This window comes from Enterobacter cloacae complex sp. IR5402, from assembly GCF_049238125.1.
Classification (GTDB): domain Bacteria; phylum Pseudomonadota; class Gammaproteobacteria; order Enterobacterales; family Enterobacteriaceae; genus Enterobacter; species Enterobacter hormaechei_C.
This window is the reverse complement of sequence record NZ_JBMKHO010000016.1, coordinates 55,630-71,332: the sequence shown is the minus strand read 5'-3', so window position 1 is coordinate 71,332 and position 15,703 is coordinate 55,630. Positions and strand designations below refer to the sequence as shown.

The 15,703-nt window shown below is 56.4% G+C and carries 14 protein-coding genes; 6 read left to right on the top strand and 8 right to left on the bottom strand.

Going from position 1 to position 15,703, the window contains the following annotated elements; all coding sequences use genetic code 11:
* Positions 1 to 113: 113 nt before the first annotated feature.
* Positions 114 to 788, top strand: a complete 675-nt coding sequence (locus ACOTXL_RS20320; protein ID WP_003860254.1) for a tetratricopeptide repeat protein — start codon at positions 114 to 116, stop codon at positions 786 to 788.
* Positions 789 to 871: 83 nt separating this feature from the next.
* Here the strand turns inward: ACOTXL_RS20320 and gltP are convergent, their stop codons facing one another.
* On the bottom strand, positions 872 to 2,185 hold the full coding sequence (gene gltP / locus ACOTXL_RS20315; protein WP_003860256.1) for a glutamate/aspartate:proton symporter GltP: 1,314 nt from the start codon (positions 2,183 to 2,185) through the stop codon (positions 872 to 874).
* A 423-nt stretch (positions 2,186 to 2,608) separates the two neighbouring features.
* Between gltP and acs the strand changes: the two genes are divergently transcribed.
* From acs to actP, 3 genes are all read left to right on the top strand, one after another.
* Positions 2,609 to 4,567, top strand: a complete 1,959-nt coding sequence (gene acs / locus ACOTXL_RS20310) for an acetate--CoA ligase (RefSeq protein WP_022650235.1) — start codon at positions 2,609 to 2,611, stop codon at positions 4,565 to 4,567.
* Positions 4,568 to 4,656: 89 nt separating this feature from the next.
* Complete coding sequence (locus tag ACOTXL_RS20305; protein WP_032608251.1) at positions 4,657 to 4,971, top strand: DUF485 domain-containing protein; 315 nt, start codon at positions 4,657 to 4,659, stop codon at positions 4,969 to 4,971.
* Positions 4,968 to 6,617, top strand: a complete 1,650-nt coding sequence (actP, locus tag ACOTXL_RS20300; protein ID WP_023324016.1) for a cation/acetate symporter ActP — start codon at positions 4,968 to 4,970, stop codon at positions 6,615 to 6,617. Before ACOTXL_RS20305 ends, actP begins: the two co-directional genes overlap by 4 nt.
* Before the next feature lie 32 nt (positions 6,618 to 6,649).
* Here actP and ACOTXL_RS20295 read toward each other — a convergent pair whose 3' ends face one another.
* Both ACOTXL_RS20295 and ACOTXL_RS20290 read right to left on the bottom strand, forming a co-directional pair.
* On the bottom strand, positions 6,650 to 7,339 hold the full coding sequence (locus ACOTXL_RS20295) for an LrgB family protein (RefSeq protein ID WP_022650232.1): 690 nt from the start codon (positions 7,337 to 7,339) through the stop codon (positions 6,650 to 6,652).
* Entirely contained in the window at positions 7,332 to 7,742 is a 411-nt protein-coding gene (locus ACOTXL_RS20290) for a CidA/LrgA family protein (protein WP_022650231.1), read from the bottom strand. The genes ACOTXL_RS20295 and ACOTXL_RS20290 overlap by 8 nt, the downstream gene beginning before the upstream one ends.
* A gap of 102 nt (positions 7,743 to 7,844) precedes the next feature.
* On the opposite strand from ACOTXL_RS20290, the gene ACOTXL_RS20285 reads away from it, so the two are divergent.
* Positions 7,845 to 8,726: a LysR family transcriptional regulator gene (locus ACOTXL_RS20285; RefSeq protein WP_023324015.1), complete on the top strand. Its 882-nt coding sequence runs from the start codon at positions 7,845 to 7,847 to the stop codon at positions 8,724 to 8,726.
* Positions 8,727 to 8,785: 59 nt separating this feature from the next.
* Here the strand turns inward: ACOTXL_RS20285 and ACOTXL_RS20280 are convergent, their stop codons facing one another.
* The 4 genes from ACOTXL_RS20280 to soxR form a co-directional block, all read right to left on the bottom strand.
* Positions 8,786 to 10,432, bottom strand: a complete 1,647-nt coding sequence (locus ACOTXL_RS20280; protein WP_045350755.1) for a Na+/H+ antiporter — start codon at positions 10,430 to 10,432, stop codon at positions 8,786 to 8,788.
* A gap of 152 nt (positions 10,433 to 10,584) precedes the next feature.
* Positions 10,585 to 11,934: a guanine/hypoxanthine transporter GhxP gene (gene ghxP, locus ACOTXL_RS20275; protein ID WP_023315228.1), complete on the bottom strand. Its 1,350-nt coding sequence runs from the start codon at positions 11,932 to 11,934 to the stop codon at positions 10,585 to 10,587.
* A 294-nt stretch (positions 11,935 to 12,228) separates the two neighbouring features.
* The gene (locus ACOTXL_RS20270; RefSeq protein ID WP_023324014.1) at positions 12,229 to 12,900 is read right to left on the bottom strand and encodes a glutathione S-transferase family protein; all 672 of its coding nucleotides are present in this window, start codon (positions 12,898 to 12,900) and stop codon (positions 12,229 to 12,231) included.
* 310 nt (positions 12,901 to 13,210) lie between these two features.
* Complete coding sequence (gene soxR / locus ACOTXL_RS20265; RefSeq protein WP_003860275.1) at positions 13,211 to 13,669, bottom strand: redox-sensitive transcriptional activator SoxR; 459 nt, start codon at positions 13,667 to 13,669, stop codon at positions 13,211 to 13,213.
* Between the two features lie 98 nt (positions 13,670 to 13,767).
* Between soxR and soxS the strand changes: the two genes are divergently transcribed.
* The gene (gene soxS, locus ACOTXL_RS20260; RefSeq protein ID WP_003860277.1) at positions 13,768 to 14,094 is read left to right on the top strand and encodes a superoxide response transcriptional regulator SoxS; all 327 of its coding nucleotides are present in this window, start codon (positions 13,768 to 13,770) and stop codon (positions 14,092 to 14,094) included.
* 6 nt (positions 14,095 to 14,100) lie between these two features.
* Here soxS and ACOTXL_RS20255 read toward each other — a convergent pair whose 3' ends face one another.
* On the bottom strand, positions 14,101 to 15,666 hold the full coding sequence (locus tag ACOTXL_RS20255) for an EAL domain-containing protein (protein ID WP_003860279.1): 1,566 nt from the start codon (positions 15,664 to 15,666) through the stop codon (positions 14,101 to 14,103).
* Between the last annotated feature and the right edge of the window lie 37 nt (positions 15,667 to 15,703).

The window sequence follows — 15,703 nt, the reverse complement described above, 5'->3', positions numbered from 1 at the left end:
GGCGGAACGCGTGTTCCGCCCGGCTTGTGGGATGCTGAGGTCTTAACGCACCCGTTTTTTTCTTCTGTCGCCGCGATTATACTGCGCGGCGTGTACCCAGATGATAAGAATCCATGAAAATCCTTTTTCTGATGTTGTTATTTTTAACCGCGTTTGCCCATGCCGATGAGATAGGCAGCCAGTATAAAAAGCAGGCTGAAGCGGGCGATGCGCGCGCGCAGTATTATCTCGCCGATACCTGGTTCAGTTCCGGCGACAGCGCGCAGGCGGCGCTGTGGGCGGAAAAAGCGGCAAAAGGCGGTGATGTCGACGCCATGGCGCTGCTGTCGCAAATCCACTTTTCGCAGGGTGACTATGCGCAGGCTAAAGCCCTGGCCCAACAGGCAAACATTGCGGGCAGCAAACGCGGCGCGATCATGCTGGCGCGTGTGCTGGTGAACACGCAGGCGGGCAAAACCGACTACCCGCAGGCCATCGCACTGCTGCAATCGGCGACCGAAGACATCGATAGCGACTCGGCGGTAGACGCGCAACAGCTGCTGGGGCTGATCTATGCCAACGGCGTTGAAGTTCCTCAGGATGACGTGCAGGCCGCATCGTGGTTCAAGCGGAGTTCGGCTCTGTCCCGGACGGGCTATGCGGAGTACTGGGCAGGAATGCTGTTCAGGCAGGGTGAGAAAGGCTTTATCACACCGAATAAGCAGAAAGCGCTTTACTGGTTAAACCTGAGCTGTACCGAAGGGTTTGATACCGGGTGTGAAGAGTTTGATGCATTGAGCGGGGAGTAAATTGTTGCCCGGTGGCGCTGCGCTTACCGGGCCTACGGCTTATGTAGGCCCGGTAAGACGAAGCCGCCACCCGGCTTTTTACATCACTGGTCAGCCGTTTTATCAAAACGACCCAGTACCTCGCGTTCATACGCCAGCGCTTTTTTACGGTCGAACTTGTGTTCCCACTTAGCGATTACCAGTACCGCCAGGGCATTACCCACCACGTTCAGCGCGGTACGCGCCATGTCGAGGATACGGTCCACACCGGCAATAAACGCCAGGCCTTCCAGCGGAATACCGACGCTGCCCAGCGTCGCCAGCAGCACCACGAAGGAGACGCCCGGCACGCCTGCGATCCCTTTTGAAGTCACCATCAGCGTCAGAACCAGCACGATTTCCTGCCACAGCGACAGGTCAATGCCGTACAGCTGCGCGATAAAGATCGCTGCAATACTCTGATACAGCGTTGAACCATCCAGATTGAAGGAGTAACCGGTCGGTACAACGAAGCTGGTAATGGACGCCGGCGCACCGTAGGCCTCCATCTTCTCAATGATACGCGGCAGTACGCTCTCGGAGCTTGCCGTGGAGTACGCCAGAATCAGCTCATCCTTCAGGATGCGGATCAGGATCCAGATGCTGAGCCCGCACAGGCGCGCCACAATGCCCAGCACCACCAGCGCGAAGAACAGAATCGCGAAGTGCACCAGAATCACCAGCTTCGCCAGCGGCCACAGGGAGGCAAAGCCGAAGTTCGCTACGGTCACCGCAATCAGCGCGAACACCCCGACCGGCGCATAACGCATCACCATGTGGGTGACTTTGAACATGGTTTCGGAGATAGAGCGGAACACGGTCACCAGCGGTTCACGGTGCGTCGCGGGCAGGGAAGAAAGCCCCAGGCCAAAGAGTACCGAGAAGAAGATGATCGGCAGCATCTCGCCCTTCGCCATGGACGCGATAATGTTGGTCGGTACCAGCGAGAGAATAGTCCCCATCAACCCATGCGAATGGCTCTGCACATCGGCGGTTGTGCTTTGGTATTTCGAAATATCCACCGTCGCCAGCTGCGACATATCGATCCCGGCACCAGGCTGGAACACGTTCGCCAGGGTGATGCCAAGAACGATGGCAACCGTGGTGATCACTTCGAAATAGAGAATGGTTTTAACGCCGATGCGGCCTAACTGTTTCGCATCACCAACACCCGCGATACCGACCACCAGCGTCGAGATCACAATCGGCACAACAATCATCTTGATCAGATGAATAAAGATATCGCCCGCAGGGGAGAGAAGGTTCGCAATCAGCCACTCGCGACTGTCGCTATGATAATGGAGGTAACTGCCCAGCAAGATGCCCAGCACAAGGGCCAGCAGGATCTGCCAGGCCAGGCTGACTTTCAAATTTTTCATAGAAACTGACTTCCTCAATGAAATCTCCGCACCATCAAAACTGCATGATTATGGAGACATACTGAAAGGGTATGAATTGTGTTGCGTTGGTTTATGGGATTTTTTAACGCGCCGTATGAGTATCATTTGCACGGCATGCTGCGCAAGCCTTAAAGAACAAGGCATTTCACTGCAAAAAGTGTCATTGACGGTAATTTATAGCAATTCGCATAAATAACCGTTTGTTATACAAAATATTTTCGCTTCAAAAAAGTGAATAATTCTTTAGATGAATTATTTCCCTTCAAAGTTTCATTCGCTCAATTTTCATACTCTTCAGACATTGCGTGATCTGTCGCCCAAATACTAAACAAAGCTTGTAAAGCCCCTACTATTAACGTTTTTGCGACATATTATTAACATCTTACAAGGAGAAAAAAAGCCATGAGCCAAATACACAAACACGACATTCCCGCAAACATTGCGGACCGTTGCCTGATAAGTCCGGAGCAGTACCAGGAGAAATACCAGCAGTCCGTTTCCAGCCCTGACGCGTTCTGGGGTGAGCAGGGTCACATCCTCGACTGGATCAAACCTTATCAGAAGGTAAAGAACACCTCTTTCGCGCCGGGCAACGTCTCCATTAAATGGTATGAAGACGGCACGCTGAACCTGGCGGCGAACTGCCTGGACCGCCATCTTGCCGAACGCGGCAACGAAACGGCCATCATCTGGGAAGGCGACGATGCCTCTCAGAGTAAACACATCTCGTATAAAGAACTGCATCGCGACGTGTGCCGCTTTGCCAACGTGCTGCTGGCCCAGGGCATTAAAAAAGGCGATGTAGTGGCGATCTATATGCCAATGGTGCCGGAAGCGGCGGTGGCTATGCTGGCCTGCGCGCGCATCGGCGCGATCCACTCCGTTATCTTCGGCGGCTTCTCGCCGGAGGCGGTTGCCGGGCGTATTGTCGACTCGAATTCGAAGCTGGTGATCACCGCTGACGAGGGCGTGCGCGCCGGGCGCGGTATTCCGCTGAAGAAAAACGTTGATGAAGCGCTGAAAAACCCGAACGTGAAATCCATCAGTAACGTCATTGTCTTCAAACGCACGGGCGGCAAAATCGACTGGCACGAGGGGCGTGACCTGTGGTGGAGCGATCTGATTGAAAAAGCGAGCGACCAGCATCAGCCGGAAGAGATGAACGCGGAAGATCCGCTGTTTATTCTTTATACCTCCGGCTCCACCGGTAAGCCGAAAGGCGTGCTGCATACCACCGGCGGCTATCTGGTTTACGCGGCCACCACCTTTAAATACGTTTTCGACTACCATCCGGGCGACATCTACTGGTGTACCGCCGACGTGGGCTGGGTCACCGGCCACAGCTACCTGCTGTACGGCCCGCTGGCCTGCGGCGCAACGACGCTGATGTTTGAAGGCGTACCGAACTGGCCAACGCCGGCGCGTATGTGCCAGGTGGTTGATAAGCATCAGGTCAACATTCTCTACACCGCGCCAACGGCGATCCGCGCATTAATGGCGGAAGGCGATAAAGCCATCGAAGGCACGGACCGCTCTTCCCTGCGCATCCTCGGCTCCGTGGGCGAGCCGATCAACCCGGAAGCCTGGGAGTGGTACTGGAAGAAGATCGGCAACGAGAAGTGCCCGGTGATGGACACCTGGTGGCAGACCGAAACCGGCGGCTTTATGATCACCCCGATGCCGGGCGCCACGCAGCTGAAAGCCGGTTCGGCCACCCGTCCGTTCTTCGGCGTACAGCCTGCGCTGGTGGATAACGAAGGCAATCCGCAGGAAGGCGCCACCGAGGGCAATCTGGTGATCGTCGATTCCTGGCCTGGCCAGGCGCGTACCCTGTTCGGCGACCACGAGCGCTTCGAGCAGACCTACTTCTCGACCTTCAAAAACATGTACTTCAGCGGCGACGGCGCGCGCCGGGATGAAGACGGTTATTACTGGATCACCGGACGCGTGGACGACGTGCTGAACGTCTCTGGCCACCGTCTGGGCACGGCGGAGATTGAGTCTGCGCTGGTGTCGCATCCGAAGATTGCCGAAGCGGCGGTTGTCGGCATTCCGCACAACATCAAAGGCCAGGCGATCTACGCCTACGTCACCCTGAACCACGGCGAAGAGCCGTCGCCAGAGCTGTATACCGAGGTGCGCAACTGGGTGCGTAAAGAGATCGGCCCGCTTGCCACGCCGGACGTGCTGCACTGGACCGACTCGCTGCCGAAAACCCGTTCCGGCAAGATTATGCGCCGTATCCTGCGCAAAATCGCGGCAGGCGACACCAGCAACCTCGGTGATACCTCAACGCTCGCGGATCCTGGCGTGGTGGACAAACTGCTCGAAGAGAAGCAGGCCATCGCAATGCCTTCATAATTTTTTTCTCCCTCTCCCCTCACCCTAACCCTCTCCCCATAGGGGAGAGGGGATAAAACAAACCAACCTTACTTCTGGAGATTTCTGTGATGAATAACGATATTTGTCAGCAGATAGAGAATAGTGCGCACTACAGGGAGCTGGTCGAAAAACGGCAACGGTTTGCCTTCTTGCTTTCCATCATCATGCTAATTATCTACGTCGGCTTTATTCTGCTGATCGCCTTTGCGCCGCACTGGCTGGGCACCCCGCTGCATGAGGGTACCAGCGTCACGCGCGGTATTCCGATTGGGATTGGCGTTATCATCATTTCGTTTGTGCTCACGGGTGTGTACGTCTGGCGTGCGAACGGTGAATTCGATCGTCTTAACAGAGAAGTTCTGCGCGAGGTAAAAGCATCATGAAGAGAATTCTGACGGCGCTCGCCGCCACACTTCCCTTTGCTGCCCATGCAGCAGATGCCATTACCGGCGAGGTCCAGCGCCAGCCAACCAACTGGCAGGCGATTATCATGTTCCTGATTTTCGTGGTGCTGACGCTGTATATCACCTACTGGGCGTCGAAACGCGTGCGCTCCCGTAACGATTACTACACCGCGGGCGGCAACATCACCGGCTTCCAGAACGGTCTGGCGATTGCGGGAGACTTTATGTCTGCCGCCTCGTTCCTTGGGATCTCCGCGCTGGTGTATACCTCAGGGTATGACGGCCTGATCTACTCCCTCGGCTTCCTTGTCGGCTGGCCGATCATTCTGTTCCTGATTGCCGAGCGCCTGCGTAACCTGGGGCGCTATACCTTTGCTGACGTCGCCTCCTATCGCCTAAAGCAGGGGCCGATTCGTACCCTCTCCGCCTGCGGTTCGCTGGTGGTGGTGGCGCTGTACCTGATTGCGCAGATGGTGGGTGCGGGTAAGCTGATCGAGCTGCTGTTCGGCCTGAACTACCACATCGCGGTGGTGCTGGTGGGCGTGCTGATGGTGATGTATGTCCTGTTCGGCGGCATGCTGGCCACCACCTGGGTACAGATCATCAAAGCGGTACTGCTGCTGTTCGGCGCCAGCTTTATGGCCTTTATGGTGATGAAGCACGTTGGGTTCAGCTTCAATAATCTGTTTACCGAAGCCATGTCAGTGCATCCGAAAGGGGAAGCGATCATGAGCCCGGGTGGGCTGGTGAAAGATCCGATATCCGCGCTCTCGCTCGGTCTCGGCCTGATGTTCGGTACCGCAGGTCTGCCGCATATCCTGATGCGCTTCTTCACGGTGTCAGATGCGCGTGAAGCGCGTAAGAGCGTGTTCTACGCCACCGGGTTTATGGGTTACTTCTATATCCTGACCTTTATTATCGGCTTTGGCGCGATCATGCTTGTGGGGGCGAACCCGGCGTTTAAAGACGCGGCGGGCGCGCTTATCGGCGGTAACAACATGGCGGCGGTGCATCTGGCCGACGCGGTGGGCGGCAACCTGTTCCTTGGCTTTATCTCTGCCGTGGCCTTCGCCACCATCCTCGCGGTGGTTGCAGGGCTGACGCTGGCCGGCGCGTCGGCGGTCTCGCATGACCTCTACGCCAACGTTTTCCGTAAAGGCGCGAGCGAGCGCGATGAGCTAAAAGTCTCCAAAATCACCGTGCTGGTGCTGGGCGTCGTCGCCATCCTGCTGGGGATTTTGTTCGAGAAGCAGAACATCGCCTTTATGGTCGGGCTGGCCTTCTCGATTGCGGCAAGCTGTAACTTCCCGATCATTCTGCTCTCAATGTACTGGTCAAAACTGACCACCCGTGGGGCGATGATTGGCGGCTGGCTGGGGCTGCTGACGGCGGTGATCCTGATGATTCTGGGCCCAACGATTTGGGTGCAGATCCTCGGTCACGAAAGCGCTATCTTCCCGTATGAATACCCGGCGCTGTTCTCCATTGCCGTGGCGTTTGTCGGTATCTGGGTCTTCTCGGCTACCGACAATTCGCCGGAAGGTAACCTGGAGCGCGAGAAATTCCGCGCCCAGTTTATTCGTTCACAAACCGGTCTTGGCGTTGAGCAGGGCCGCGCGCACTAAACCTTTCTCCCCGGCCATTCTGGCCGGGGAGCTTAAAACATCACCCACGCCACCAGCGGTGCGATCAGCACCATCGTGACGCCCGAAAGCATCATCACCAGGCTCGCGACAACGCCCTCCTGCTGTCCCAGCTCATAGGAACGTGCCGTGCCCGCGCCGTGCGACGCCGCGCCAAATCCCGCGCCTTTGGCCATTCCTTCCCGAATAGAAAGCCGCAGAAACAGCATATCGCCCACCGCCATCCCAAAGACGCCCGTCACCACCACAAACAGCGCCACCAGATCCGGCTGGCCACCGAGCGGTTTGGCGGCTGCCAGCGCAAACGGCGTGGTCACCGAACGCACCGCCAGGCTGCGCTGGATTTCATCCGACAGGGTAAACAGGCGCGCCAGCCAGACCGAGCTGCACACCGCCACCACCGTCGCGGTGACGACGCCCGCGCTGAGCGACATCCAGTGGCGTCTGATAATAGCGAGGTTGTCATAAACGGGTACGGCGAAGGCGATGGTCGCCGGGCCGAGCAGCCACAGCAGCCAGTGGGATTCGCCAATGTAGTTCTGCCAGGAGATATGGCCGAAGACCAGCATCAGCACCAGCAGGATCGGCGTAAAGACCAACGGCATCAGCGGCAGCGCGCGAAAGCGGCGATACAGGCGCTTGTTGGCAAAGTAGATGACAACTGTCGCAATCAGGCACAGCAGGCTTATCTGAAAGTTAGTCATGCTTCTGCCTGCTGATTTCAAAGCGATACACCTTATCCACCACCCAGGCGGTGGCGCCCAGCACCATCAGCGTGCTCAGGGCGATAACCGCAAAGATGCGCCAGCCGTCGACCATCAGCAGTTGTGCATAATTCACCACCGCCACCACGGCCGGCACAAAGAACAATAGCATCTCCGCCAGCAGCCAGCGCGCCCCGGCGCGCACCCAGTTAAGGGGCAACGCGCGACAGAGGATCAGCGTCAGCATCAGCACCATCCCCACCAGGTTGGCGGGTAAAGGCAGATGCAGCCAGTCGACAAGATATTCCGCGAAAACAAACAGTCCCGCGTAGAGCAGTACCTGAACCGGTACCTGAAGTCGTTGCACAACGGCAGGCGTAACACGGCTTAACGCCACGGCCATGGGGGTTTTCCTCAGAAATGAGACGAGGCGCCAGTATAGTGAGCGTACGGTATCGACTGAAATGAATTAAAATCATCGAAGGTATAGTTTCGAGGAATAATCATGGACATAAGAACGCTGCGCTATTTTGTCGAGGTGGTTCGCCAGCAAAGTTTTACTCGCGCAGCGGAGAAGTTATTCGTAACCCAGCCGACCATCAGCAAGATGCTGAAAAACCTCGAAGATGAGCTGAACTGTACGCTGCTGATCCGCGACGGGCGCAAGCTACTGCTGACCGATACCGGTCGCGTAGTGTTCGAGCGCGGGCTGGCCATTCTGGCAGAGTTCCGCCAGCTGGAGGCCGAGCTTGGGGACATCAACCACCTGACAAAAGGGCTGCTGCGGCTCGGTATTCCGCCGATGGTCGGCATGATGATGGCCGGGCCGATAAGCTTGTTTCGCCAGCGCTACCCCGGCGTTGAGCTAAAAATTTCTGAATTTGGCGGCCTGACCGTGCAGCAGGCGGTGATGAACGGTGAACTGGACGTGGCCATGACGGCCCTTCCCGTAGAGGAGGAAAGCGGCCTGGCGACGCTGCCGCTGTTCAGCCACCCGCTGTGCGTGCTGGTGCCGCGCTCCGGCGACTGGCTGAAGATAGACGCAGTAAAACCCGAGCTGCTCGGCGAACACCCGCTGCTGATTTACAACGAAGATTTTGCCTTAAGCCGCCAGCTGATGGCACTGTTTAACCAGCACAACGTAAAGCCGCGCATTGCGGTGCGCAGCGGCCAGTGGGATTTTCTGGCGGCGATGGTACAGGCGGGCGTGGGGATTGCCATTCTGCCGCAGCCGATCTGCGAGCGGCTGGATAAAAACACGCTGCGCTGGATCCCGCTGGAGAGCGACCTGCACTGGCAGCTGGGGATGATCTGGCGTGAAGGGGTCTATCTGTCGCACAGCGCGCAGGCGTGGTTGCAATGCTGTGAGGGGTTTTGGGTGCCCTGACCCCTCACCCCAACCCCTCTCCCCATAGGGCGAGGGCTAGGGTGAGGGGGCAAAGCGCGCTACTGATTCTCTATCAACAACGCTTCCAGCAGGTCCAGATCGTGCAGCAGCTTTTGCAGCGTCTCGTTACTGATCTGCCGCGTCGCGCGCAGGTGATACAGCTCGGCACGCTCGGAGCGCAGCGCCGCCAGGCGGAAACGGCGTTCGAGGTTCTCTTCCTGCAACGAACTTTCCACGTCGTTACGTCCGTCAGCACGGCGACGCAAATTACCAATCACGCGTGAACTGACTTCCTTCAGCAGCTGGTTATCAATGTTCTCTTCGGCATCGGCGGCCAGACGCTCCTCCATCTTCTCGATGGCGACAATCGCCACTTCCGCCGTCGCCGCACGGGCAATCCGCTCTTCTTTGTGCTGTTGCGAGGAGTCCCCTGCGTCAATATGTTGCAGCAGAATCGGCAGCATAATCACGCCGACAAACAGGGAGAAGAGGATCACGCCCGCCGCCAGGAACACCAGCTCGTAGCGCGCCGGGAAGACGTCACCCGTCGGCAGCAGCAGAGGAATGGAGAGGACACCAGCAAGGGTGATCGCCCCGCGAACGCCCGCGAATGAGGCAATCAGCAGCTCGCGCGTAGTCCACGAGCCAAACTCCATCGGCTTTTTGGTCAGGAAGCGAACGCTGAATTTCTTCATCGTCCACAGCCAGCCGAAACGCACCAGCATCAGTGCAAGGTAGATGAGCACGATATCGGTAAACAGCATCCAGACTTCAACGTTTGGATCCGCTTCGGCCGCAATCAGCGAGGATTCCATAATGTCCGGCAGTTGCAGGCCCAACAGCAGGAACACCATGCCGTTAAAGACAAACTCGAGCATCGCCCAGGTACTGTTTGCACGCAGGCGCATCGCCAGCGGTGCGCGGCGCATCACGCCGGAGCGGGTGATGGTCATCCCCGCAGCTACCGCCGCCAGAATGCCCGACACGCCGATATGTTCGGCAATCAGGTAAGAGGCGAACGGCAGCAGGAACAGCAGGACGATCTGCGTCGCCGGTTCATCACCACCCCAGCGGCTAAGGAAGCGCAGCGAGCGTCCGTACAGCCAGCTCACTACGAAGCCCGCGAGGATACCGCCAATCGCCACCTTGAAGAATTCCAGGGTCGCGCCGCCTACGGTAAAGACCATGGTGCCCATGGCAACCGCCACGGCAAACTTCAGGGCGACCAGGCCAGAGGCGTCGTTCATCAGCGCCTCGCCCTGCAAAATGCCCATGATTTTCTTTGGAATGCGCCCTTCACCCACAATGCCGGACAGCGCCACGGCGTCGGTAGGCGACAGCACGGCAGCCAGCGCAAAGGCGGGGATGAGCGGGATCCCTGGTACGGCCCAGTAGATCAGGAAACCAATCCCGACCACGGTGACGACCACCAGCGCCAGCGCCAGGCCGAAGATCTCTCGCCCGTGCTCCAGAAATTCGCGCGTCGGCGTTTTCCAGCCATCGGCAAACAGCAGCGGCGGGATAAACAGCACGAGAAACAGTTCCGGATCGAACTCCACGTGCAGACCGAACGTCGGCCACGCCAGCAGCGCGCCGATAGCTATTTGCATTAAGGGCAGGGGGACCTGGAAGGGCAGTACGCGTGTAACCACCCCGGATAATGAGACCACAAGGGTCATGATGAGTATTGTGAAGAAAATTTCCATGCGTTCCCTGTTTGCTGTGTTTCTTATAAGCCAAACCTGAGGCGTCGTGCCTCTTATTCTATCCTCTCCAGAGTAACGTAAAAGGCAACAGGATGAGTCCTGAAAATAAAAACGGGCGGCCTTAGCCACCCGTTTTCGCATAAAAAGTCAATTCAGATGGCCCAGCCGCCCGCGTAGAACGCCACCAGCGCAACGGCGATGACCACGGTCCCAATGTTCAGCTTGCGCCACTCACCGGAGACCAGACGCCCAATCACCAGCGAGGCGAAGCCGATCATAATGCCGGTCACGATGTTACAGGTCAGCACGATGAATACCGCAGTGATCAGGCCGGACATGGCATCAACAAAATCCGCGAAGTCGATTTTCGCCACGTTGCTCAGCATCAGCAGGCCAACGTACATCAGCGCAGGTGCGGTCGCGTAAGCTGGCACCAGATAAGAGAGCGGAGAGAGGAACAGGATCAGCAGGAACAGCACGCCAACGGTGATGGCCGTCAGGCCGGTTTTGCCGCCTGCCGCCGTACCCGCTGCGGACTCAATGTACACCGCCGCAGGCGCCGCACCCACCAGGCCAGAGAAAACGCTGCTCAGGGAGTCGGTGGTCAGCGCTTTGCCGCCGTCAATAATCTGTCCGTCTTTATCCAGCAGGTTCGCCTGACCGGCCACCGCGCGGATGGTGCCGGTGGCGTCAAACACCGCGGTCATTACCAGCGCCAGCACGCTTGGCAGGATCACTGGGTTCAGCGCGCCCACAATATCCAGGCTGCCAATCAGGGAGTTGCCTTTGTCATCGCTCAGCGACGGCATGGCGAAAATCCCGGAGAAATGAACGGTCGGGTCGAAGATCAGGCCGACGATGGACACGCCGATAATGGTCAGCAGAATGCCGCCCGGCACTTTCAGTTTTTCCAGGCCAATGATCACCGCCAGACCCACCAGCGACATGATCACCGGGAAGCTCGCGAAGTTACCCAGCGCAACCGGCAGGCCGTCCAGCGGGTTCTTGATGACCAGGCCGACGCCGTTGGCAGCGATCAGCAGCAGGAACAGACCAATACCGATGCCGGTGCCGTGCGCCACGCCCTGCGGCAGGTTGCGCAAAATCCAGCTACGAATGCCGGTTGCTGAAATTACGGTGAACAGCACGCCCATCAGGAACACGGCGCCGAGCGCTACCGGGACGCTGATCTGCTGGCCCAGCACCAGGCTGAAGGCGGTAAACGCGGTCAGGGAGATGGCGCACCCGATCGCCAGAGGCAGGTTCGCCCACAGGCCCATCACAATCGAACCCACACCCGCAACCAGGCAGGTGGCAACGAAGACCGCCGCTGGCGGGAAGCCCGCTTTGCCGAGCATGCCCGGCACCACGATGACGGAGTACACCATCGCCAGAAACGTGGTCAGACCGGCAACAACTTCCTGGCGCACGGTGCTGCCGCGAGCAGAAATTTTAAACATGGCGTCAAGTGAACCGCCGGTACGCGCAGATGGCGTAGACATAGAAAACATCCCCTGAGAGTTTTTTAGGAAGTCCGTAAGCGAGGTGGAGACGCCACTGCCAGCTAAACGTCAAATCCTTGTGTTGCGTTTGCGACGAAAGGGCGTCACAGAAAAAGCAAACGTTTAGCTCCGCGCTTACAAACGGGTGGTCAAATTAAGGCAAACGATTATCTAGCCTAATACCCGCCCTTTTCAACTGAACTTTCTCGTTTTTCGCTAAAATTGCCTCATGACGATGAAGAATTAAGCAGAGGATGCGCAAACGTTATCGTCCATGCGCAATTTCGTTAAATTTCATCCCTCGCCGGGGATCGTCAGCGGGCCGCCTTTCGCAAGCGTTGTCTGCCAGCCCGGACGTGCCTCCACTCTCTGTTTCCACGCCGCTATGTGGTCGAGATTGTCGATGCCGCCTCTCGCCAGCAGGGCGAAGAGGGGAAAACTCATCTGGATATCAGCCATGGTCAGCGTGTCGCCGGCAAACCAGCTGTTTTCGGCAAGATGATCGTTAATAAAGCGCGCATGCGTTTCCAGCTGGCGGTTGAGATACGCTTTTTGCACCCCCTGCCCCAGCGCCTTACCCAGCGTGCGCAGGCCAAACGGGACGGGTGGTTTGCCGAGGCTGTTAAACACCAGCTTCATTAACAGTAGCGGCATCAAAGACCCTTCGGCGTAATGCAGCCAGAAGCGATACTGCACTTTATGGGCGGGATCTAACGGTTTGAATCGTGACGCCGAATCGTACGTTTCCTGAAGATATTCCAGAATTGCACCTGATTCGGCCAGAACCAGTCCGTTATCTTCGAGTACCGGGGATTTTCCCAGCGGATGCACTTTTTTGAGCGAGTCTGGCGCGAGCATGGTTTTTTCGCGCTGGTAGCGCACGATGTCGTACGTCAGATCCAGCTCTTCCAGCGCCCAGAGGACACGATGTGAACGAGACTGATTAAGGTGGTGGACCGTTAGCATGATGTTCTCCGATGATTCATACTTTTTAACTATAGAAAACTGAACAACTTCACGAAAAAAATTCGGCTAAAATCTCACCGTCTCCGGTGGCAAAAACGGCGGCCGGGCATAAAATTAAAGTGTCAGTACAAACCGGAACCTCCTTCACAAGCTCGACACGAGGGGTACTGATGTCGGGGGAAACCCTCCCGTGAGCCAGCGGGATAGAGAGAAAGACAAAGACCGGAAAAAACTAAAGCGCCCTTAGTGGCGCTTTAGTTCTTTATGTTTGTTGCCGGGTGGCGGCTGCGCCTTACCCGGCAAACACCTCTCAATCCTCCTCCAGCAACCGTGCCCCTGTTCCCTGCTCGCCCAGCCTGTCGCCCGGGTTACGCAGCGGGCAATCGCTACGTGATAAACACCCGCAACCAATGCAGCCATCCAGTTCATCGCGCAGGGCCACCAGCGTGTGAATACGACGATCCAGTTCTTCTCGCCACTGGGACGACAGCTGCTTCCACTCTTTCGCGCTCAGTGAGTGCCCTTCCGGCAATACGCCGAACGCGTCACCAATGGTGGCCAGAGGAATGCCGATACGTTGCGCAATTTTGATAATCGCCACGTAGCGGAGCACATCGCGCGTATAGCGCCGCTGGTTTCCGGCGTTACGGATACTTTTTATTAACCCTTTGCTTTCATAGAAGTGGAGCGCCGACACCGCCACACCGCTTCGCTTAGCCACTTCACCGGGGGTTAACAGTGCTTTGATGCGCGGTAATCTCTTTTCCATAAAACCTCTTTACCTCAAGTTAACTTGAGGAATTATACTCCCCCGCAGAGAAAATGACGAATCAACCAGGACAGATGTCTCCACAGAGGGGTAACCTTATGTCGCATCAGCAAATTATTCAGACGCTTATTGAATGGATTGATGAACATATCGACCAGCCGTTGAACATTGATGTGGTCGCTAAGAAGTCGGGCTATTCGAAATGGTATTTACAGAGAATGTTCCGCACTGTAATGCATCAAACGCTGGGTGATTACATTCGCCAGCGCAGGCTCCTGCTGGCGGCGCAGGCGTTACGCTCAACGCAGCGGCCCATTTTTGATATCGCAATGGATCTGGGCTATGTGTCGCAGCAGACCTTTTCCCGCGTCTTCCGCCGCGAGTTTGACCGTACGCCGAGCGACTACCGCCATCAGCTCAATTAATGCGTGTTAACGCAAGGGTTGCTGCTGCCAGGCCATAAATGCCTGGGGCGGCATCGCTTTCGCGAAGTGCCATCCCTGACAATACTGTACGCCACGCTTCAGCAGCCAGCTCACCTGCTCCCCCGTCTCGACCCCTTCCGCAATGGTTTTCAGCCGCAGGCTTTGCGCCATCTCAATGATGTGCTCGGCAATCAGGTGGCTGGTGCTGTTGGTGGTTAAGGTATCGATAAAGGATTTGTCGATTTTCAGGATATCGACGTTCAGCGAATAGAGGTTATGCAGGTTAGAGTAGCCGGTTCCGAAATCATCAATCGCCACTTCATACCCCGCCTGACGAAACGCCTGAATGACCGGCGTGGTTTTCGGCACGTCAATAAACCCCCGCTCCGTCACCTCAATTTTGATCTGCTGCGCGCGAACCGAGTAAAAGCGGGCTTTGTCGGAGATCAGGGCGATAAGACGTGAAGAGTGGAAATCTGACGCCGACAGGTTAATCGAGACATACAGATCGGGATGAGCGGCAAGAAAATGCCCCAGATCGCTGAACACCTCCTCCACGACGTAATCCGTAATGCGCTCAATCATCCCCTCTTTTTCTGCCAGGGGAATAAATTCCGCCGGGCTCATAACCTGACCGTTGAATCCAGGCCAGCGCAACAACGCCTCTGCCCCCACGCACTGGTTATTTTTAATATCAATGATGGGCTGATAATGGACGCACAGCTGGCGTTTATTCAGCGCCCGGTGCAGAAGTCGGCCAGGCGAATTGAATTCACGGTGTGTACGCGACCACACCAGCAGAATAATAATGCTGCAAATTATCCCTAGCGGTAGCGTCAGGGTAGCCTGATGATAAAGCGTTTTATAAAAACGGGCACTGGAGGTTGAAACGATGGCCGCAATGGGCCGCTGCTCTGATTTTACGATCGTATAAAAACGGTCATCTTTCTGAAAAGTCGTTTCCTGATGTCGAAGCATCGAATGCAATAAAGAAATATTGGCTTTCTGGCTCACAGAAAAGAATGCATTGCTGACGGTGTCATACACTCCCCACGACAGGGAACGATCGTCTGACATCACCTCACTGTACGAAAGCGGGTTGACCACTGCGACATAATTTCCGCGCTGCATATATATCATTTTATAACCATTAAAAAATGGTGTATCGCGAAAATAATAGATAGCAACGTCGGGTTTACGTGTGTAATTGGCAGCGGGGATGATGTAAGGATGCTCCGGCGTAAAAAGGGTCGAGCAGAGAAAGTCCTGGCCATCAGCATAAATTAAATCGGCAACAAAAAGGCGACCGCGGGAAACGTTCAACATATATTGACGATGCTCCGGCGTACACACTTTGCCCTGATATTTTTCCGCGTCTTTCCGGGCCAGGTCAACCTGTTGAATAACCCGTTCAGTTTTATTTAAAGCAAGTTCAGCAAACGTGCGCAGCTGGGCGCTGATTTCCGACACTGCACTAAGCTGGGCAAACCATAGCGCAAGCATCACCGGCAGCATAACTACCATGATAATCCCGACCACTTTGAGCATTTTGCGCCGCGCGCTACGATTCATTTCCCGCTCTGTATCCCTGCATGTTGTACGCCTGTAG